Source organism: Nocardioides bizhenqiangii (assembly GCF_034661235.1).
Classification (GTDB): domain Bacteria; phylum Actinomycetota; class Actinomycetes; order Propionibacteriales; family Nocardioidaceae; genus Nocardioides; species Nocardioides bizhenqiangii.
On sequence record NZ_CP141059.1, the window covers coordinates 661,288 to 681,923 of the forward strand.

Below are 20,636 nucleotides of genomic sequence, written 5' to 3' on the forward strand. Positions count from 1 at the left end.
CGCCGCATCCCACCCGGTCGCTCGCCGCCGATTTCGTCGGGGCACGTGGGAATGCTCTGGGACCACCAGTCCACTCTCGGCGAACTGCGGGTCGGGCGACGGGCGACCGTCGCGAGCGGCCTCGGTGTGACCGCGGTCCCCCTGCTCGGGCTGATGGGCCGGGGTCCGTCGCTGGTCAGCCGCCGTCGCGACCTGACCTCCGGCGCCCGGAGCGGCGAGGTCACCACGAGCTCCGCCGTGCTGTGGTCGCGCGCGGCCGAGCCGGGCCGGATGATGGTCCGGCTCGGCAGCGGCGCGCGGCGCCGTACGATCCGCGGGCCGTGGACCGACGGCCGCACCGACCTCACCGCGCGGATCCACCTGACCGACCTCGCGCCGGGCCGCGAGTACGACGCCACGGTGTGGTTCGAGGACCACGACGGCTCGAGGAGCGTGCCGCACCCGCTGACGTTCCGCACCGCGCCGATCCACGCCGCCGCGCAGTCGATCGCCTGGGCGGGCGACATGAACGGCCAGGGCTGGGGCATCGACCGGGCGCGCGGCGGCATGACCACGTTCCGCCGGATGCTCGACGTCCGGCCCGACCTCTTCGTCCACGTCGGCGACACGATCTACGCCGACGAGCCGATGGTGGAGTCGGTGGAGGTCGAGGACGGCTCGACCTGGCGCAACGAGCTGACCGCCGAGGTGATGGTGGTGGCGCAGACGCTGGCGGAGTTCCGCGGCCGGCACCGCTACCCGCTGCGCGACGACAACGTGCGCGACTTCTACGCGGCCGTGCCGTCGGCGGTGCAGTGGGACGACCACGAGACCTGCAACAACTGGTGGCCGGGGGAGATCATCGACGACGAGAGGTACGACGAACGCCGCGCCGACGTCCTCGCGACCCGCGGGCGGCGGGCCTGGCAGGAGTACCAGCCCGTCCCGGTGCGGCGCCTGGTCCCGCGCGACGGCGACGGGTTCGTGCCGACCCGGATCTACCGGAGGATCCCGCGCGGGCAGCACCTCGACCTGTTCCTGCTCGACACGCGCAGCTTCCGCGGACCGAACCCGGACGTCGACCCGGCCGTCGTGCGTCGCCGGCTCCAGGTCGGCCTGCTGGGGACCGAGCAGGAGGACTGGCTGATCCGGGAGCTCCGCGCGTCGACCGCGACCTGGAAGATCATCTCGGTCGACCAGCCGCTGTCCGCGCCGCCGTCGCGGACCTACGACCTCGACGGCGTCTCCAACGGCGACGACGGCCGGCCGCTGGGACGCGAGCACGAGATCGGGCGGGTGCTCTCGGCGATCAAGCGCCATGGGATCAAGAACGTCGTCTGGATCACCGCCGACGTGCACTACACCGCCGCTCACCACTACGCGCCGGAGCGAGCGACGTTCACCGACTTCGAGCCGTTCTGGGAGTTCATCTCCGGTCCGCTGCAGTGCTCGCCGTTCACGTTCCGCAGCGACGAGATCGACCGCACCTTCGGCCCGGAGACGGTCTTCGCCCACGGCAAGGTGGAGGACCTGGACGTGATGATCGCGCCCCGGCCCGACAACCAGCACTTCGGCGCCCTCGACCTCGCGGCGAGCGGCGATCTCACCGTCCGGCTGCACGACGGGACGGGAGCGGTGCTGTGGCAGACCACGTTGGAGCCCGAGCCCGGGTCCCGGCAATCGTCGGTCTGAGGCACACTGCTCCGGTGCACCCGGGAGTCGTCGCCGTCACCGGAGCGACCGGTCGGGTCGGCGGCCGCGCCGTCTCACGCCTCGCCGCGGCCGGCGTGCCGGTGGTCGCACTCGCCCGGGATCCGTCCCAGGTCGCGGGCGGCGTCGCGTGCCGGCTGTTCGACTACGACGACCCGGACTCGATGAGGATCGCGTTGGCGGAGGTCGCGGCCCTGGTCTTCGTGTCGAGCGACGGTGAGGCGGACGTCGTGCTCCGGCAGCACCTGGCGGTCGTCACCGCGGCCGCCGACGCCGGCGTACGACGGGTCGCCTACCTGAGCAGCATCGACGCCGATCCCGGCTCGCCGTTCTGCTACGGCCGCACCAACGGGGCGACCGAGCGGGCGCTCCTCGCCGCGATCGAGGACGTCCGGGTCGTGCGGGCTGGGCTGTTCATCGACTTCGTCCACGCGCTGATGGGCGACGGTGCGGTCCGGCTCCCGGACGCCGGCCGGTTCGCCACGGTGACCCGCGACGAAGCGGCCGACGCGCTGGCCGACGCCGTGCTCGAGGACGGTCCGACGATCCGGACCGCCGCCGCGCCGGGCGACCGCAGCTTCGCGGAGATCGCCGCCGAGCTCGACCGGGAGTTCGTCGCCGTCACCCTCGACGACTACCGCACCGCATTGATCGCCTCCGGGGAGGACCCGTGGTGGTGCTACGCCTACACCTCGATGATGCAGTCGATCGCGGAGGGCCGCTGCGTGCCGTGACGAGCGCTCACTCGGCCAGCTCGGCCCGCTCCGCGTCGGTGTAGGCCTCCATCATCGGCGCGGGGGCGGCGGACCCGGCCGCGGCGTGGGCCGCGCGGGAGGTCCGGAGCTTCGCCATCTTCTGCGAGCTCATCGCCATCGCCTCCTTGGTCTTCCCGCGCCCGTAGGTGACCGAAGCGGCGGCGGAGACGCCGAGGCTGACCCCGACCTCGATCGCGTCCTGGTCGGCGCCCATGTAGAGGAACTGCCAGGAATAGTCCTTGGTCTGCTGCTCGACCAGCGCCTTGATCGCGGGGTGGGTCCACTCCTGGCTGGCGTTCTCGTAGCCGTCGGTCATCACCGCGACGATGACGGTGCCGGGCCGCTGGTCTTCGGGCAGCGCGGCCAGCTCGGCGCCGGCCGTCGTGATCAGGCGGCCCATCGCGTCGAGCAGCGCGGTCGAGCCGCGGGGCTGCAGGTCGAGCGGGGGTACGTCGGCGATCGGGCGGTCCGAGTAGACGACGCCGTACTCGTTGTCGAACTGCGCCAGCGTCACCCGGCACTCGCCGGCGGTCTTGCGCTGCTCGTCGACGAACGCGGCGAATCCGCCCTCGGTGTCGGTCTTGATCGACTGCATCGACCCGCTGCGATCGAGGAGGAAGTAGAGGTGGGTGAGGTCCGCTCGGGTCATCGTGACTCCGTCCCGGGAGCGAGCGTTCCCCGCTCCCTACTTGGTGGGTCGACGCGGCTTGAACCGCATCGGGGCCGGTGCCGCCGCCGGTTGCCGCGGCACCCCTGACTCCAGGTCGTACTTCGCTCTCTCGACGCCCGAGGCGGTCACCCGGCCCCGGTCGTCGGCGTAAGCGCTGAGGGTGCGGGTCCGGGCCAGCCGCGGGCCGACGGCGTTCTCCGTCAGCCCGGCCTGCGCCCCGGCACTCCGGAGCGACGCCTGGCCGGTCAGCACGGCGGCCGCCATCGACTCGTCGATCAGCTCGGTCAGCCGGTCGGCCGCTTCCCGGAGGTAGGGGAGGGCTCCGACGGAATCCTTGCCCTCTGCTTCGTCGAGAGCGCGGCGTACGCCCGCCAGTTGAGCCGACCCCACCCTGTCGGGCCCTTCCGCAACATCCGACGGGTGCGGGTCGACCGGTTGATCCTGGGTCATGCCGGCGACGGTACCGCACAAACTGCGGATACGCAAGAAATGCGGTAGCGCACTTCGTGCGGGCTTCCGCGATCCAGCCGATAATCGGGAAGCCATTACCGTGCCCCGTGGTTACGCTGGACAGACTTATGACGAACCACGCAGAAGACTTCTCGCTCGACGCCGAGCTCAGGCAGACCGCCGACTGGGAGGCCGACGACATCGACCTCGCCGCCGACGGCGACGAAAGCTGGCAGTCCGGCTACGCAGACCCCGACCCCGAAGAGGTCACCAGCGGTGACCTCGACCTCGCCGCGCGCCACGAGCTGCGCCGCGTCGCCGGGCTCCGCACCGAGCTCGAGGACATCAGCGAAGTCGAGTACCGCCAGCTCCGCCTCGAGCGCGTCGTGCTGGTCGGCGTCTGGACCGACGGCACGATCGAGGACGCCGAGAACTCCATGGCCGAGCTCGCGCTGCTCGCCGAGACCGCGGGCTCGGAGGTGCTGGACGCGATCTACCAGCGCCGCCAGAACCCCGACCCGGCGACGTACGTCGGTCGCGGCAAGGTCGACGGCATCCGCGAGATCGTGCAAGCGACCGGCGCCGACACGGTGATCTGCGACGGCGAGCTCGCACCGAGCCAGCTGCGCAACCTCGAGGACAAGCTCAAGGTCAAGGTGGTCGACCGCACTGCGCTGATCCTCGACATCTTCGCCCAGCACGCGAAGTCCAAGGAGGGCAAGGCCCAGGTCGAGCTGGCCCAGCTCAACTACATGAAGCAGCGGCTCCGCGGCTGGGGTGGCAACCTCTCCCGCCAGGTCGGTGGCCGGGTCGCCGGCGGTGCCGGCATCGGTGGCCGCGGTCCTGGCGAGACCAAGATCGAGACCGACCGGCGGCGGATCAACGACCGGATCGCCAAGCTGCGCCGCGAGCTGAAGGCGATGACCGGGACCCGCACCACGATGCGCCAGGAGCGGCGGCGCAACCTCGTGCCTTCCGTCGCGATCGCCGGCTACACCAACGCCGGCAAGTCCTCGCTGCTCAACCGGCTGACCGGGGCGGGCATCCTCGTCGACGACTCGCTGTTCGCCACGCTGGACCCGACCACCCGGCGCACCCAGGCGTCGGACGGCCGGGTCTACACGTTGAGCGACACCGTCGGCTTCGTCCGCCACCTCCCGCACCAGCTGGTCGAGGCGTTCCGCTCGACCCTCGAGGAGGTCGCCGAGTCCGACCTGATCGTGCACGTGGTCGACGGCTCCCACGTCGATCCAGAGGGACAGATCAGTGCCGTGCGCGAGGTGCTGGCCGAGATCGGCGCCGCGGGGATCCCCGAGCTGGTCGTGATCAACAAGGCCGACGTCGCCGACCCGCTGGTCGTGGCCCGGCTCCAGCAGCGCGAGCCGCACTCCGTCGTGGTCTCCGCCCGCACCGGCGAGGGCATCGACGACGCGCTGGCGGCCATCGAGGCCGACCTGCCGCGGCCGCAGGTCGAGTTCGACGCCCTGGTTCCCTACGCCCGCGGCGACCTCGTCGACCAGATCCACCGGCTCGGTGAGATCGACAAGCTCGAGCACACCGCCGACGGCACCCGGATCGCCGGGCGGGCCACCGCGGCACTGGCGGGCGAGCTCGCGGCGTACGCCGTCTGAACCAATCAGCCGGCTTGACTTCAAGTTCGGTTGAACTTGAAGACTCGTCCGCATGACGACGACAGCCGACACTGCCGCAGCTGTTCCGACCGCTTCCGAGCGATCGGGCCGACGGGCGACGATCGTGGCGCTGACGGTGATCGCGGGGACGGTCATGATCCCGCTCGACGTGACCGTGGTCGCCATCGCACTGGCGCGGCTCTCGGAGGAGACGGGCGCGTCGCTGCCGGTGATCCAGTGGGTCAGCACGGGCTACACGCTCGCGCTGGCCACCGTGATCCCGGCGGCGGCCTGGGCGATGGGGAGGTACGGCGCGCGCGGCGTGTTCCTCGGCGCGATCGGAGTGTTCACCGCCGGCTCGCTGCTCGTGGCCTGCTCGTGGGACGCGGGGAGCCTGATCGCGTTCCGGGTGGTCCAGGGGCTCGGCGGCGGGTTCGTGATGCCGGCCGCGATGACGCTGGCCCTGCGCGCAGCGCCGGAGGGTGAGCGCGGCCGGGTGATGTCGCTGCTCGGCCTGCCGATCCTGGTGGGTCCGGTGCTCGGGCCGCCGCTCGGCGGCTGGCTCCTCGACAACCTCTCGTGGCGGTGGATGTTCCTGGTCAACCTCCCGGTCGGGCTGCTCGCGATCTGGCTGGCCCGCCGCAACCTCCCGAAGCTGCCGGGCGACCGCTCGGTCGGCCTCGACCAGCGGGGCCTGCTGCTGCTCGCGCCGGCGATGGCGCTCCTGGTCCTCGGCACGTCCCTCGCGGACGGGTCCCTGGTCACGGTCGGCGTGCTCCTGCCCGTCGTCGCTGGATTGATCCTGCTCGTCGGGTTCGCCCGGCACTCGCTCCGTGCCCGGCATCCGCTGCTCAAGGTGCGGCTGCTCGGCAACCGGCTCACCGGAGGCGGCGCGCTCGTGCTCGTGCTGTTCGTCGGCGGCTACTTCTCGACGCTGCTGCTGGTGCCGCTCTACTTCCAGGTGGCGCGCGGTGAGTCGGCCACCACCGCCGGGCTGCTGATGGTGCCGCAGGCGGTGCTCGCCGGTCTCTCGATCCAGGTCTCGGGCCGCCTGGTCGACCGGGTCCCCGCGCTGCGGGTCATCGGCACCGGCATCGCCCTCGCCGCGGCCGGCTACGGCGGCTTCGCACTCATGCTCGGGGCCGAGACGTCGTACTGGGTGCTGGTGCCGTTCCTCATGCTGGGCACGACCGGAGCGGGCGCCACGATGCTGCCGACCATCACGATGGCGACGCGGCACCTCGCGGACGCCGACATCCCGTCCGGCAGCACCACGATCAACGTGCTCAACCAGCTCTCGACCTCGCTGGTCACCGCGGCGGTCGCGGTCGTCCTCGCCGCCGCCCTCGCGTCCCGGCTGCCCGCGCTGGCCGACGGCGGGATCGGCGATCTCCAAGCACTTCCCGCGGCCGCGCGGCTCGCCGCCGCCCCTCAGGTGAGCGACGCCGTCCAGGTCGCGATGCTCCTCCCCGTCGGACTGATGCTCGCCTCGCTCGTCGTGGCGGTCGGCGTGTTCCGCAGTGCCGGCCGATGACGGGCTGCGGCGGGCTGACAACGATTCGGGGATTCGGCGGACAGGAGAGGCCCGGCCGTCGGACCATCTCCGGGTGCGCATCCGGGGAGCATGGTTGGTCGCGGTCGGCCTGACCGTCGCCGTTGCGACGACCGGACTCCTCGTGATGACACACGCCGGTGCCGACACCGACCGGTGCACCGAGTTCCGCGCGGCGGCGAGGGAGCGAGCGGAGCTTGTGACCGGCACCGGGGACGACGTGCTCGTGATCGGCGACTCCTACTCGGTCGGACTCGGGGTCCGGGCGGCCGAGAGCTGGCCGACCCGGCTGGCCGGCCGGGTCGAGGTGGACGGGTTCTCCGGGTCGGGCTTCAGCCGCGACGCGAGCTCGTGCGGTTACCTCTCGTACGCCGTTCGCGCCGCCCGCTCTCTCCCCGACGAACCGGGACTGGTGGTCGTCGAGGGCGGTCTCAACGACGTCGACCAGCCCCGGCAGGCGATCAGGGAGGGCTTCGCTGCCCTGGTGTCGGCACTGCGCGGACGACAGGTGCTGGTGGTCGGCCCCGCGCCCGCGCCGGACCGGGCCGCCGCCGTCCCCGCTGTCGACCGGCTGCTCGCCCGCCTCTCCGAGGAGCACGGCGTCGGTTATCTCTCGATGCTCGACACCGACCTGCACTACCTGCCCGACGGCCTCCACCTGACCGCGGACGGCCACCGGGAGTTCGGCGACCGTGTCGCCGCGGCGCTGTCTGCCGGCGCCGCTAGGTTGACCGGGTGAACGAGACCCTCCAGCTCACCGCGCTCGTCGCTGCCACGATCACGATGGGCCTGTCCGCGGGCGTCTTCTTGCTCTATGCGCACACGATCATGCCCGGGCTCAAGACCACTGACGACCGAACCTTCGTGGTCGCCTTCGGCGCGATCGACCGGGCGATCATCAACCCGGTCTTCATGGTGTCCGCGTTCTTCGGCGCGCTGGTCTTCACCACCGCGGCCGCGCTGCTGCAGCTCGACGAGGAAGCGTTCGGCTGGATCGCTGCCGCGCTCGTGCTCTACGCCGCCCTGGTGGGCATCACCGTGCGGGTGCACCTGCCCCGCAACGACGCCCTGAAGGCGGCCGTCGCCGAGGGCGAGCCGGACGACCCGGCTGCGACGCGGTCGGCGTTCGGCGAGGCGACCTGGGTGCGCTGGAACTGGGTGCGGGTGGCGCTCAACCTCAGCGCCTTCGGCCTGCTCTGCTGGGCGCTGGTGGTCGCCGGCGACGCCGCTGGTTGAGGACGGCCTCTGTCCGTGAGGTGGTTTCGAGGCTCCTCGCTGCGCTCGTCGCACCTCAACCACCGGGCGGTGCGCCGCTGGTTGAGGCGTGAGGCCGCCCGCGGCCGAACCTCGAAACCAAGGCCCGTCGGTCAGTTCGCTGTCTCGCTCTGCTTGCTGAACACTGCGTCGAACGCCGTCGCGGGCGGGTCGTAGTCGAACCTCCGGAGGAACGCCAGCGCCTCCGGAGCGCCGTGGAGCCGGTCCATCCGGGCGTCCTCCCACTCGACCGAGACCGGCCCGTCGTACCCGACCGCGGTGAGCGCGCGGAAGCAGTCCTCCCACGGCACGTCGCCGCGGCCGGTCGACACGAAGTCCCAGCCGCGGTGCTGGTCGCCCCACGGCAGGTGGGAGGACAGGATGCCGTTGCGGCCGCCGCCCATCCGCATCCGGGTGTCCTTGCAGTCGACGTGGTAGATCCGGTCGGCGAAGTCGGTGATGAACGCGACCGGGTCCAGGCCCTGCCACATCATGTGGCTCGGGTCCCAGTTGAGGCCGAACGCCGGCCGGTGCTCGATCGCCTCGAGCGTCCGCACGGTGGTCCAGTAGTCGTAGGCCATCTCGTTGGGGTGCACCTCGTGCGCGAACCGCACGCCGCACTCGTCGAAGACGTCGAGGATCGGGTGCCACCGGTCCGCGAAGTCCTGGTAGCCGGCCTCGATCCGGTCGGCGGGCGCCGGCGGGAACATCGCGACGTACCGCCAGACCGACGACCCGGTGAACCCGACGACGGTGTCGACGCCCATCTTCTGCGCGAGCCGCGCGGTCAGCCGCATCTCTTCCGCGGCCCGCTGCCGCACGCCCTCGGGGTCGCCGTCGCCCCACACCCGGTCGCGCACGATCGCCTGGTGGCGGAAGTCGATCGGGTCGTCGCAGATCGCCTGTCCGGTCAGATGGTTCGAGATCGCCCAGCAGCCGAGCCCGTGCTTGCGCAGAATCTCGAGGCGCCCCTCGACGTAGCCCTCCTCGTCGACCCGCCACGCGTCGAGGTGCTCGCCGGACACGGCGATCTCGAGCCCGTCGTACCCCCACCCGGCCGCCAGCTCCGCGACCTCCTCGAGCGTGAGGTCGATCCACTGGCCGGTGAAGAGCGTGAAGCGCTTGCCCATCGGTCCTCCTCGTGTTCTGCGGCTCGGTCTACGGCTGAGTGTGTACGACGTCCACGCGCCCGCCGCGTTGCCCGGCCGACTCCTCGATCGCTCCGAGCACCTTCTGCACCGCGAGGCCGTCCGCGAACGACGGGGCCGGGTCGGTGTCGGACGCGATCGCTGTCAGCAGCTCGGCGGCCTGGATCGTGAACGTGTGGTCCCACCCGAGCACGTGGCCGGGCGGCCACCACGCGCCGACCCAGGGGTGGTGCGGCTCGGTGACGACGACCCGGCGCGCGCCGGCCGCCTCGCCGCCGGGGCCTTCGAGCACCTGCAGCTCGTTGAGCCGTTCGAGGTCGAACGTGATCGACCCGTGGTCGCCGTACACCTCGAGGGCCAGGGCGTTCTTGCGCCCGGTCGCCATCCGGCTGACCTCGACGCTCGCCACCACGCCGTTCGTGGTCTCGAGCGTTGCCCACGCCGCGTCGTCGACGGTGACCCGCTCCGGACCGTTCGGCCCCGGGCGGGTCGGCACGAACGTCCGCAGGTGGCCGGCCGCCGACACCACGCGATCGCCGAGCAGGTGCTGCACCTGGTCGACGACGTGCGAGCCGAGGTCACCGAGCACGCCGGAACCGGCGGACTCCTTGCGCAGCCGCCAGGTCATCGGAGCTGCGGGATCGGTCAGCCAGTCCTGGAGGTACGACGCTCGCACCTGCCGCACGCTGCCGATCCGGCCCTCCGCGATCAGTCGTCTGGCGAGCTCGAGCGCGGGCACCCGCCGGTAGTTGAAGCCGACCATCGTCCGCTGTCCGTGCTCGCGCGCGGCCTCGGCCGCGGCGACCATCCGCTCGGCCTCGGCGACGGTGTTGGCCACGGGCTTCTCGACCAGCACGTGCTTGCCGGCCTCGAGCGCGGCGAGCGTGATCTCGGCGTGGGTGTCGCCGGGCGTACAGATGTCGACCACGTCGACGTCGTCGCGGGCGATCGCCGCGCGCCAGTCGGTCTCGGCGTCGGCCCAGCCGTACCGCGTCGCGGCGGCCTTCACCGCCGCGGCGTCCCGGCCGACGAGCACCTGCTGCCGGACCGCCGGGGTGTCGGGAAAGAACGCGCCGACGTTGCGCCAGGCGTTGGAGTGGGCCTTACCCATGAATGAGTAGCCGACGACGGCGACCCCGAGCGGCTTGCCATGTCTGCCGGTCATCGGGTGCCTCCGGTCGGTGCGGCGGGCTGGACGGCGCGCAGGAAGGCGAGGCCGTCGCGGGCGAGGTCGTCGGGGGAGGCGGCCAGCGGCCGCCAGATCGACGCGGCCACGGCGATCGCGGCGTTGTCGGGGGTGAAGCTCTCGATGTTCAGCGGGCCGTCGTAGCCGACCTCGTCCAGCGCCGCGAGCAGCGCCGGCCAGTCGGTCTGGTCGCCGCCGGGGGCTCCGCGGTCGCTGCCGCAGACCTGGACGTGGACGAGGTGCTCGCCCGCGCGCCGCACGGCGTCGGCGCTCGATCGCTCCTCGACGTTGAGGTGGTAGCTGTCGAGCGCGAGCCCGAGGCCGGGCCCGAGCAGCGGACCGAGGCCCTCCAGCGCCTGGTCGACGGTGTTGACCAGCGAGGTCTCGTAGCGGTTGAGCGGCTCGATCCCGATCCGCACGCCGCGCTCGCCGGCGTACGCGACGACCGGCGCGAGATTCGTCCGCCACTCGTCGTACGCCGCCGCGCGCGTGTCGTCGTCGAGCCGCCAGACCCGTCCTGTCTGGGCGTAGAACGGCCCGCACACAGCCGCTGCTCCGACGCCCTCGGCGAGGTCGACGCAGGCTCGCAGGTAGTCCTGGGTGCTGGTGACGGTCTCCGGGGAGGTGGAGACCAGGTCGCGTCCGGGAGCCATCGCCCCGACGACGTACGGCGTCAGACCGGTCTCGGCGAGCACGTCCCGCGTCGGACCGGCGCTGATGTCGCCGTCGTTCTCCAGCGGCAACTCGACCGCGTCGAAGCCGAGCGCGGCGATGTGCCGGAGCAGGTCGGGGAGGTTCGCGTCCGTGAGCGGGGAGGTCCACACCCACGTGTTGACGCCGATGGCTCTCACGGTGAGGCCTTTCTTGGGGGGAAGGTGCTCGACGGGCGGCCCCGCACCTCAGCCACCGATGGAGCCGATGGCTGAGGTGCGAGCGCCGAGCCCGCTACTGGCGTCTTACGGGATCTACCGGTCCTGCCACGCGTCGGGATAACCCGGCAGGTCCTCGCCGCCGAACTTGGCGTAGTGGCCCTCGGGCATGCCCTCGTTGGCCTCGAGGTACTGCGCGCGCTCGTCCTCGGTGATCGGCTCCTGCGGGAGCACCCACTCGGCGGGGATCTCCTCGCCCTTGGCGATCTTCTCCACGGCCAGCAGCGGGGTGCGCCACTGGAAGTTGGAGTAGACGGGGGCCAGGCCGGTCAGGCCGGTCTCCTCCCACGCCCGGAGGAAGCTCATCTCGTCCTCACCGGTCATCACCGGGTACTCGACGCCCTGGTCCTCGAACGCCTCGATCGCCGCGACGGCGCCGTCGCCGGCGTCCATCCACACCCCGTGGACCTCGCCCTGCACGAGCGCGTCGGTGATGATCTTCTTGATCTCGGCCGGGTCGGCTCCGGTGAAGTGGTCCTCCGCCTCGATGCCGTTCTCCTCGAAGATCTTCTCCGCGGCGGCCCAGCGGGTCTCGAGCACGTCGACGCCCGGGAGGATGCGCAGCGCGATCACCCGGTCACCTTCCTCGAGGTTGTCCACGAGGAAGTTCGCCGTCGCGATGCCCCACGCGTAGCCACCGATCGGGTGGATGAACGTGGTCGCGCAGTCGGTCTCGACACCACGGTCGAAGACGATCACCGGCTTGCCGGTGTCGCACGCCCGCTCGACCGCCGGGGTCAGCGCCGCCGTCGAGTTCGGCGAGATGATGAAGACGTCGCAGTTGCCCTCGCTGATGAAGTAATCGATGTCGGCGATCTGGGTGTTGTCGTCGTCACCGGCGTCGCGGGTCTCCATCTCGGAGATGACACCGCTCTCCTCCAGCACCTCGAGCTGCTGGTTCATGGTGATCCAGCCGGTCTGGCGCCACGGGTTGGAGATCGACGCGTTGGCGAAGCACACCTTCATCGCCTCCTGCGTGGCGAACTGCGAGGTGTCGGTCATCGGCCCGTCGATGTACTGCAGCCACGGCTCGTCGGGGTTGCCCTCGAACGTGGCGGTCATCTGCTGTTCCTGCTCGTCGTAGTCCGCCTGGACGAACCACTCGTCGCTGGAGGACTCACCACCCTCCTCCTCCGACGTGCTGTCGGTGGCGCCGGTCTCCTCGTCCGGCTCCTCGGTCGAGCACGCAGTGAGCACGGCTAGCACCGCCACCCCCGCGAGCACGCCAGTGATCTTCGATCTCCTCATCGGTTTTCTCCTGTGTTCGTGCCCGGGGCGGGCGGTGTGGGTTCGGTGGGTGTGGGGGTCGAGGGACGACGCCCGAACGTCCAGGCGCGGGCCGCGACGGCGACCGCGACGATGATGATCAGGCCCTGCACGGTGTCGCGCCACGTGGACTCGACCTCGAGGACCGTGAGGAGCGTGAAGAGCAGCTCGAGCGCGAACGCGCCGGCCGCGGCGGAGAGCACCCACCCGCGTCCGCCGCCGAGGACGACGCCGCCGAGGACGACGGCCGTGATGGCGGCGAACTCGTAGCCCTGACCAACGCTCGGGTGGACGCCGGCGTACCCCACGAGAAGCACCCCGGAGACGGTGGCGGCGATCGAGGAGAGCATGAAGGCCCGGGTCTTGACCCACCACACGCGGGAACCGGCGACGTGCGCGGCTTCGGGGTTGTCCCCGACGGCGAGCAGGGTCCGGCCGAACGGGCGGCGCATCAGCCAGGCGGCCGCGACGGACAGCACGGCCAGGATGATCAACGGGTAGGGGATGACCTCGACGACGGGCACGTCCTCGATGACGCCCCGGCCGAGCTGACGGAAGTCGTCGTTGGGCGGGGCGTCCGCGGCGCCACCGGACTGGTAGCGGACCAGGCCGGTCAGGGCGAGCATCATCGCGAGCGTCACGATGAAGCTGGGCACCCGGAGCAATGTGGTGACCAGTCCGTTGACCAGGCCGATGAACGCCCCGAACCCCAGCATGATCACGAGCCCGGTCAGGTTGCGGCCGGTGTCGTCGCCGATGTAGTTGCCCGCGATCACGACCTGCGCGGCGATCACCGCGCCCATCGAGAGGTCGAACTCGCCGGAGACGATCACGTAGTACTGACCGATGGCGGCGATGGCGATCGGCGCGGTGCGGCCGAAGAAGCGGATGATGACGCCGGGGTCGCCGAAGTTGGGGTTGGCGATGATCGTCGCGACGAGGAGGGCGATCGCGAGGAGGAACACCGCGCCGCCCGGCATGCTGACCGCGGCCAGCGTGCGAACGGCGAGCCCGTGCGCGTGGTTGGGGAGGACATCGCGCGGCGGCGTCGTCGTACCGGTGGTGCTCACTTCGCCTCCTGGAGCGCCGCGTCGAGGACTCCTGGCCGCTCGAACCGAGCGGGTCTGCGGTCGATGTCGCGGCGGGCGTAGACCGCGACCGCGGCGACGATGACGACCCCGCGCACCACGTTGCGCAGGAACGAGTCGGTCTGCATGACCGCCATCACGTTGTCCATGACGGCGAAGATGGTGACGCCGGCGATGGTGCCGGTGATGTTGCCCTTGCCGCCGGCGAGCAGGGTGCCGCCGAGGACGACCGCAGCGATCGACATCAGGTCGTACTGGCCCTGGCTTCCGATGGTCGGGTTGCCGACCGAGAGCCGAGCCAGGAGCAGCAGGCCGGCGACGGCGGCGAGCAACGAACAGAGCACGTGGGCCGTGATGATCGGCACCGACGTGCGGATGCCCGACAGCCGCGCGACCTCGGCGTTGCCGCCGACGGCGTAGAGGTGGAGGCCGGTGCGGGTGCGTCGCAGCAGGACGATCGCCACCGCGGCGCACCCCAGCATGATCAGTGTCGAGACCGGCACCGGACCGATGAAGGAGATGCCGATGGTGCGGAACGACTGCGGCGCGGAGCCGTGGTTGCCCTGGTAGTTGGTGGCGATGTAGCCGCTGATGATCAGCCCCATGCCGAGCGTCGCGATGAAGCCGTGGACGTGCAGCAGGCTGACGAGCATGCCGTTGACGAGCCCGATCGCCGCGGCGATGGCGAGCGCCAGGAGCACCGCGGGCAGCACGTTGCCCGGCTGGCCGTCCATGGTGCCGGCCGCGATCACGCCGGTCAGGCTCGCGACGAAGGGCACCGACAGGTCGAGGCTGCCACCGAGGACGACGAGGGTCTGTCCGATGGCGATGAAGCCGAGGATGCTGGTGGCGGTCAGGATGTCGCGCAGGTTGCCGGTGCTGAAGAAGTTGCGGCCCTCGATCGCAGTGAGGACGAAGCCGAGGACCACGGCGGCGACCAGCACCAGCAGCACGATCCCGGTCGAGGTGAGCCGTGCGGAACGGCTGGCGAGGCGTGTGCGTTCGGACGCGTGGGTCGCGCTCATCGGTCCTCTCCCTTCGAGGCCGCGGCGCCGGTCGCCAGCTGCAGGACCGTCTCCTCCGAGGAGCCGGCCGGCAGCTCCCCGGCGAGGCGCCCGTCGCGCATGACGAGGATCCGGTCGGCCATGCCGATCACCTCCGGCAGCTCGCTGGAGACCATGAGGATCGCGACCCCCTCCTTCGCCAGCACCCGCATCAGCTCGTAGATCGCGTGCTTCGCTCCGACGTCGATGCCGCGGGTCGGCTCGTCCATCAGCACGACCTCGGGCCGGGTGGCGAGCCAGCGGGCGAGCACGACCTTCTGCTGGTTGCCGCCGGAGAGGAACTGCACCTCCTGGTCGAGCGCGCGCGCCGCGACCGCGAGGTTGCTCAGCAGGCCCGGGACCTCCCGCCGCGCCCGCCCGGTGCGGCGCGGGAAGACCGCGCGGACGGGGCCGAGCGCGTTGTCGAGGATCGACTGGTTGAGCGCGAGACCGGTGGCCTTGCGGTCCTCGGTGATCAGCGCGATCCCCGCCCGGACAGCCGATCGTGGCGACCTCGGTCGGACCGCCCGCTCGTTCACCTTCATGGTGCCGCGGGTGAACGGGGTGACGCCGAAGACCGCCTCCATCAGCTCGGTGCGACCCGAGCCCTGGAGGCCGGCGATGCCGATGATCTCGCCGGCGCGGAGGGTGAGGTCGATGCCGTCGACGTAGCCGTTGCCGGCGCCGTGCAGCTCGAGTCGGGTAGTGCCGACCTCGGTGCCGGCGACCGGGTCGGGGAAGAACGACGACATCTCCCGGCCGACCATCAGCCGCACCAGCTCGGCCTCGTCGTACTGGGACGCCGGCCGGGTGGCGACGTGCCGGCCGTCCTTGAGCACGGTGATCGTCTCGCAGAGGTCGAAGATCTCCTTCAGCCGGTGGGAGACGTAGAGGATCGCGACCCCGCGGGCCGTCAGGCCGCGGATGATCGAGTAGAGGAGGCCGACCTCGTGGTCGGCCAGCGCTGCCGTCGGCTCGTCCATGGCGATGATCCGCGCGTCGAAGCTGACCGCCTTGGCGATCTCGACGATCTGCTGCTCCGCGACGGAGAGGCTGCGCACCCGCTGCTGCGGGCGGAGGCCGGTCACGCCGAGGTCGTCGAGCAGCGTCTGGGTGTCACGCTGCATCCGGCCGACGTCGACGAACCCGCGTCGACGCGGCTCGCGGCCCAGCCAGATGTTCTCGGCGACGGTGCGCTCGGGGAGCAGGTTGAACTCCTGGAACACCGTGGAGATGCCCGCGCCCTGGGCCTGCGTCGGGTGGTGGAAGCTCACGGTGCGGCCGTCGAGCTCGACGGTGCCGCGATCGGCGGTGTGCACCCCGGCGAGGATCTTCATCAGCGTCGACTTGCCGGCGCCGTTCTCGCCGACCAGGCCGTGCACCTGCCCGGCGCGCAGGTCGAGGTCGACGTCGGCCAGGACGGTGTTGCCGACGAAGCTCTTCGTGAGTCCCCGGGCACGGAGCACGACGGGGGCCTCGTCGACGCGAGCGGGATCGGTCTCGGTGGGCCGATCGGTCTGCAGCGGGTGCGGCACGCGGTCACTGTGGCACGCGTCACCCACTTCTGTCGAGAGGTTGTCAAAAGTTGATTGCTGGACGTACTGAAGTCCGCGTGGTTGACTCCTGGCGTGCGGCCCAGCGACATCTTCGACCTCCTCAGGGACGGTCAGCCGCGGACCCGGGCCCAGCTGGTCGAGGCCACCGGACTGGCCCGATCGACCATCTCCGCCCGGCTGGACGCGCTGATGCGCCTCGGCCTGGTGGTGCCGTTCGGCGGGGTCTCGACGGGCGGTCGCCCGCCCTCGCTGCTGGCGTTCAACCCCGGTGCCCGGGTGGTGGTCGGCGTCGACCTCGGCGCCACCCACGCGACCGCCGCGATCGCCGATCTCGACGGCCGGATCCTCGCCGAGCGGTCGGTGCAGCTCGACATCGCGCTCGGGCCGGAGCGGGTGCTCGGCTGGGTCGACGACGTGGTCCGGGAGCTGCTCGCCGACCAGGGCCGCGACGTCGCCGAGCTGGCCGCGATCGGGATCGGGCTCCCCGGGCCGGTCGAGCACTCCACCGGCCGCGCCATCAACCCGCCGATCATGCCGGGATGGGACCGGTACGACGTGCCGGGCCACGTGCAGCGGGCGTTCGCCGTACCCGTGCTCGTCGACAACGACGTCAACATCATGGCTCTGGGCGAGCAGCACGCGCACCTGCGGGAGGTCTCCGACCTGGTGTTCATCAAGGTCGGCACCGGCATCGGCGCCGGCATCATCTCCGGCGGCACGCTGCAGCGTGGCGCCCAGGGCACCGCCGGCGACCTCGGCCACGTCCACCTGCCCCGCGCTGCCCACGTGACCTGCCGGTGCGGCAACCAGGGCTGCCTGGAGGCGATCGCGGCGGTGCCGGCGCTGGCCGCGGCGGTCCGCAGCGCCGGCGTCGAGCTGGCCCACGACCACGACGTCGTGGCCCTGGTCCGCGGCGGCGACCAGCAGGCGATCCAGGTGGTGCGCCAGTCCGGCCGGGATCTCGGCGAGGTCCTCGCCACCCTCGTCAACCTGGTGAACCCCTCGGTCATCGTGATCGGCGGTGGCCTGGCGGCCGCCGGTGAGGGGCTGCTCGCCGGGATCCGCGAGGTGGTCTACCAGCGGTCGCTCCCGCTGGCGACCGAGCACCTCCGCATCGTCACGTCCCGCGCCGGTGAGCGGGCCGGCGTGATCGGCGCCGCCGCGCTCGCCATCGGACACGTGCTGGCGCCCGAGTCGATCGACCGGGCCGTCGAGCGTGCCGCCACCGCGGAGATGTCCGGCGTGTCCGCTGGTTGAGCTGTCGCCGCTGGTTGAGGTGCGAGCGCAGTCCGCTGGTTGAGCTGTCGCCGCTGGTTGAGGTGCGAGCGCAGTCCGCTGGTTGAGGTGCGAGGCCGCCCGCGGCCGAGCCTCGAAACCAAGAACTCCTTGTGGAGGCGGCGCTGTAGGTGTCCGCGTCAGCGCCTAGGGTTCCGGGCATGCCTGGGGTCGACCACGAAGCGCTGCGCGCCACGCTCGCCGCGGCCGTCGAGGCGCTCGGCGGCAGCGAGCGGCTGGGTCAGATCGCGATGGCCGAGGCGGTGGCCGAGTCGATGGCGGCACCATCGGGGCGCCGTCACCTCCTGGTCCAGGCCGGCACCGGCACCGGCAAGTCGCTCGGCTACCTCGTCCCCGCCCTGCATCACAACAAGCGGGTCGTCGTCGCCACCGCGACCCTGGCGCTGCAGCACCAACTCGTTGAACGTGACCTGCCGCGGCTGACCAAGGCGGTCGAGGGCCGGACCGGCGTCGACACGTCTTACGCCGTGCTGAAGGGCCGTTCCAACTACGCCTGCCTCCACCGGATCCGCGAGGGCGTGCCGGACGAGCAGGGCGAGCTGATCAAGGCGGAGGCCGCGCTCGGCGCGCTCGGCAAGAAGGTGCTCGCGCTGCGGGAGTGGGCCGAGGGCGAGGCGAAGGCCGAGGGCACCGGCGAGAAGGACGCCGCCCCGCGCCACACCGACCGTGAGTGGCGGCAGGTCAGCGTCACCGCGCGCGAGTGCCTCGGCGCCACGAAGTGCCCGTTCGGCGAGGAGTGCTTCGCCGAGCGCGCGCGGGAGAAGGCCCATCGCTCCCACCTGATCGTCACCAACCACAGCCTGCTCGCCATCGACGCGATCGAGGGCGTGCCGATGATCCCCGACTACGACGTCGTGGTGATCGACGAGGCGCACGAGCTCACGGCCCGGGTGACCCAGGCGGCCACCGACGAGCTCTGGGCGTCGGAGGTCGAACGGGCGGCCCGCCGCTCGGCGCGGCACGTGAAGTCCGACTCCGGCGACCCGGCCGGCGACCTCGAGGACGCCGCCGGCGCGCTGCGGGCCGCAATCGGCGAGGCCCGGCCGGGCCGGTTCGACGCGGTGCCCGACGACCTCGCCGACGCGCTGTCGCTGGTGCGCGACGCGGCCCGTGCCTTGGCCAGCGCCTTCCCCAAGGCCGACGCGAGCGACGAGGCCGACGCGGGGCTCACCCAGGCCAAGGGCAACGTGCAGGAGCTGTTCGCGACCGCCGACCGGATGGCGGCCAACGCCGACTCCGACGTGCTGTGGCTGACCGAGGGCACCGACCGATTGCCGCCCCGGCTCTGCATCGCGCCGCTCCAGGTGTGGGGTCCGCTGCGCGACATGTTGCTCGCCGACAAGACCGTGGTGATGACGTCGGCGACCCTGATGCTGGGTGGCGACTTCACCTCCGTCGCCACCTCGGTCGGCCTGAAGGCCAGCGAGCGGGTGCCGCTCGGATCGGTCGAGGAGATGGAGGACGACGCCGAGCCCTGGGTTGGCCTCGACGTCGGCAGCCCGTTCGACTACGGCAAGCAGTCGATCCTGTACGTCGCCCGCCACCTGCCGCAGCCCGGGCGCGACGGCCTCGGCACCGCCCAGCTCGACGAGATCACCGAGCTGGTCGACGCCGCCGACGGCCGCACTCTCGGCCTGTTCTCGAGCCGGCGAGCGGCGGAGACGGCGGCCGACTACGTCCGCGAGAAGTTGCCCCACCTCACGACGCTGGCCCAGGGCGACGCGCAGCTGCCCGAGCTCGCGCGGCAGTTCGTTGAGGACCCGCACACCTGCCTGTTCGGCACTCTCGGCCTGTGGCAGGGGCTCGACGTCCCGGGCGACACCTGCCAGCTGGTGATCATCGACCGGATCCCGTTCCCCCGCCCCGACGACCCTCTGATGAGCGCCCGTCAGAAGGCGGCCGACCAGGCAGGCGGCAACGGCTTCATGCAGGTCGCCGCGACCCACGCGGCCCTGCTGCTCGCGCAGGGGTCCGGCCGGTTGATCCGCACCCACGAGGACAGAGGTGTGGTCGCCGTACTCGACCCGCGGCTGGTCACCGCCCGCTACGGCAGCTTCCTCAAGGCCAGCCTGCCGCCGATGTGGACCACGACCGATCCGGCCGTCGTCCGCAAGGCGCTGACCCGTCTGTCCGGGACGACGGAGTGAGACCGGGCCGCCCAGACCCGGATCACGCCACGTTGCGCCGGCGGAGGTAGGCGGTGAGCGGTGCGGGCAGCTCCGCGGGACGATCGCCCCAGTCGTAGACCACGACGGTGCCGGCGAGCACGTCGTGCAGTGCGCGATGCCGACTACTGGTCAGGATGGGCAGCAGGCCGAGGCCGAGGAGCGCCGTGCTGAAGGGGAAGGTCAGCGCCCGGAGGGCCGCGGCCCCTGGCCGTAGTGGCGAGGTGTCGCGGCTGACGATCTTCAGGCCGACCAGGGCCTTGCCGACGGTGCGACCGGTGATGGTCGTCGCCGTCACGATGTAGACGACGGCCCAGGCGCCGAGTGCGATCGCCGCGACGAGCCCGGAAGCACCGCGCACCGAGACGTCGAACAGCGCCTGGCCCACGAACTCCGTCAGGCCGACCAGCGCCGAGTAGGACAGCAGGATGACACCGAGGTCCACGCCGGCGGCGACCGCGCGACTGGCCGCTCCCGCGAACCGACCGCTCACCTGCTCCCTGTGCGATGAACGGGATCCGGGCACGACCGCCGGCGCGACCGGGTCGGGTGGCCGGCGGCGCATCGCCCGGATGAAGATCCGCTCCAGCAGGGTGTCGACACCCACGAGCTGCCGGCGCGCAGAGTCCAGCACGCCTCCGGCGAGCTGGCCCGACGTCTCGGCAACCAGCTCGGGGATGCCGGCCCGACGGACCAGCTCAGCCAGCTGGACATCACTGAGCAACGCATTGAGATCGACCCTGGCCAACAGCCGGTCGACGTCGATCCGGTCGAGCAGGTGGTTGATGTCGATGCGGTCCAGGAACGCGTCGAGGTCGAGGTGATCCAGGATCACCTCCGGCGGTACGGCGTCGACCACCCGGCCGGTCACCGCACCGGCCATCCGCCCGATGAGCCCGGGTCCCTCCGCCGACGCCATGGACACAGCCTCCCACGCCCGTTCCGGTGTAGTTTCCGA

The 20,636-nt window shown here is 71.7% G+C and carries 18 protein-coding genes; 8 read left to right on the top strand and 10 right to left on the bottom strand.

Annotation, left to right across the window (positions count from 1 at the left end; translation table 11 throughout):
* Positions 1 to 126 precede the first annotated feature (126 nt).
* Together SHK19_RS03230 and SHK19_RS03235 are read left to right on the top strand one after the other, a co-directional pair.
* Entirely contained in the window at positions 127 to 1,671 is a 1,545-nt protein-coding gene (locus SHK19_RS03230; protein ID WP_322937830.1) for an alkaline phosphatase D family protein, read from the top strand.
* A 14-nt stretch (positions 1,672 to 1,685) separates the two neighbouring features.
* Positions 1,686 to 2,423, top strand: coding sequence for an SDR family oxidoreductase (locus SHK19_RS03235; RefSeq protein ID WP_322937831.1), 738 nt, complete (start codon positions 1,686 to 1,688; stop codon positions 2,421 to 2,423).
* Positions 2,424 to 2,430: 7 nt separating this feature from the next.
* Here the strand turns inward: SHK19_RS03235 and SHK19_RS03240 are convergent, their stop codons facing one another.
* Positions 2,431 to 3,093 (bottom strand): vWA domain-containing protein, encoded by a 663-nt coding sequence (locus SHK19_RS03240; RefSeq protein WP_322937832.1) that lies wholly within the window; start codon positions 3,091 to 3,093, stop codon positions 2,431 to 2,433.
* Positions 3,094 to 3,129: 36 nt separating this feature from the next.
* Complete coding sequence (locus SHK19_RS03245; RefSeq protein WP_322937833.1) at positions 3,130 to 3,564, bottom strand: hypothetical protein; 435 nt, start codon at positions 3,562 to 3,564, stop codon at positions 3,130 to 3,132.
* Positions 3,565 to 3,692: 128 nt separating this feature from the next.
* Here SHK19_RS03245 and hflX point away from each other — a divergent pair, with 128 nt between their 5' ends.
* From hflX to SHK19_RS03265, 4 genes are all read left to right on the top strand, one after another.
* Positions 3,693 to 5,195 (top strand): GTPase HflX, encoded by a 1,503-nt coding sequence (hflX, locus tag SHK19_RS03250; protein ID WP_322937834.1) that lies wholly within the window; start codon positions 3,693 to 3,695, stop codon positions 5,193 to 5,195.
* Between the two features lie 52 nt (positions 5,196 to 5,247).
* Entirely contained in the window at positions 5,248 to 6,729 is a 1,482-nt protein-coding gene (locus SHK19_RS03255) for a DHA2 family efflux MFS transporter permease subunit (protein WP_322937835.1), read from the top strand.
* A gap of 73 nt (positions 6,730 to 6,802) precedes the next feature.
* Positions 6,803 to 7,486 carry an SGNH/GDSL hydrolase family protein gene (locus tag SHK19_RS03260; RefSeq protein WP_322937836.1) on the top strand — a complete coding sequence of 228 codons (684 nt, stop codon included), beginning with the start codon at positions 6,803 to 6,805 and terminating at the stop codon, positions 7,484 to 7,486.
* Positions 7,483 to 7,983, top strand: coding sequence for an anthrone oxygenase family protein (locus tag SHK19_RS03265; protein WP_322937837.1), 501 nt, complete (start codon positions 7,483 to 7,485; stop codon positions 7,981 to 7,983). The genes SHK19_RS03260 and SHK19_RS03265 overlap by 4 nt, the downstream gene beginning before the upstream one ends.
* A 131-nt stretch (positions 7,984 to 8,114) precedes the next feature.
* On the opposite strand, the gene SHK19_RS03270 is transcribed toward SHK19_RS03265, so the two are convergent.
* From SHK19_RS03270 to SHK19_RS03300, 7 genes are all read right to left on the bottom strand, one after another.
* Positions 8,115 to 9,131, bottom strand: a complete 1,017-nt coding sequence (locus SHK19_RS03270) for a sugar phosphate isomerase/epimerase family protein (protein WP_322937838.1) — start codon at positions 9,129 to 9,131, stop codon at positions 8,115 to 8,117.
* 28 nt (positions 9,132 to 9,159) lie between these two features.
* A complete protein-coding gene (locus tag SHK19_RS03275) occupies positions 9,160 to 10,314 on the bottom strand; it encodes a Gfo/Idh/MocA family protein (protein WP_322937839.1) in 1,155 nt (384 codons plus the stop codon).
* Positions 10,311 to 11,186 (bottom strand): sugar phosphate isomerase/epimerase family protein, encoded by an 876-nt coding sequence (locus SHK19_RS03280; protein WP_322937840.1) that lies wholly within the window; start codon positions 11,184 to 11,186, stop codon positions 10,311 to 10,313. Before SHK19_RS03280 ends, SHK19_RS03275 begins: the two co-directional genes overlap by 4 nt.
* Positions 11,187 to 11,300: 114 nt before the next feature.
* A complete protein-coding gene (locus tag SHK19_RS03285) occupies positions 11,301 to 12,512 on the bottom strand; it encodes a substrate-binding domain-containing protein (protein ID WP_322937841.1) in 1,212 nt (403 codons plus the stop codon).
* Positions 12,509 to 13,600 (bottom strand): ABC transporter permease, encoded by a 1,092-nt coding sequence (locus tag SHK19_RS03290; RefSeq protein WP_322456938.1) that lies wholly within the window; start codon positions 13,598 to 13,600, stop codon positions 12,509 to 12,511. The genes SHK19_RS03285 and SHK19_RS03290 overlap by 4 nt, the downstream gene beginning before the upstream one ends.
* Complete coding sequence (locus SHK19_RS03295) at positions 13,597 to 14,643, bottom strand: ABC transporter permease (protein WP_322937842.1); 1,047 nt, start codon at positions 14,641 to 14,643, stop codon at positions 13,597 to 13,599. The genes SHK19_RS03290 and SHK19_RS03295 overlap by 4 nt, the downstream gene beginning before the upstream one ends.
* Positions 14,640 to 16,196 (bottom strand): sugar ABC transporter ATP-binding protein, encoded by a 1,557-nt coding sequence (locus tag SHK19_RS03300; protein WP_322937843.1) that lies wholly within the window; start codon positions 16,194 to 16,196, stop codon positions 14,640 to 14,642. The genes SHK19_RS03295 and SHK19_RS03300 overlap by 4 nt, the downstream gene beginning before the upstream one ends.
* A 93-nt stretch (positions 16,197 to 16,289) precedes the next feature.
* Here SHK19_RS03300 and SHK19_RS03305 point away from each other — a divergent pair, with 93 nt between their 5' ends.
* The gene (locus SHK19_RS03305; protein ID WP_322456935.1) at positions 16,290 to 17,474 is read left to right on the top strand and encodes an ROK family transcriptional regulator; all 1,185 of its coding nucleotides are present in this window, start codon (positions 16,290 to 16,292) and stop codon (positions 17,472 to 17,474) included.
* Between the two features lie 179 nt (positions 17,475 to 17,653).
* A complete protein-coding gene (locus SHK19_RS03310; protein WP_322937844.1) occupies positions 17,654 to 19,660 on the top strand; it encodes an ATP-dependent DNA helicase in 2,007 nt (668 codons plus the stop codon).
* Positions 19,661 to 19,682: 22 nt separating this feature from the next.
* Here SHK19_RS03310 and SHK19_RS03315 read toward each other — a convergent pair whose 3' ends face one another.
* Positions 19,683 to 20,597, bottom strand: a complete 915-nt coding sequence (locus tag SHK19_RS03315; RefSeq protein WP_322937845.1) for an RDD family protein — start codon at positions 20,595 to 20,597, stop codon at positions 19,683 to 19,685.
* Between the last annotated feature and the right edge of the window lie 39 nt (positions 20,598 to 20,636).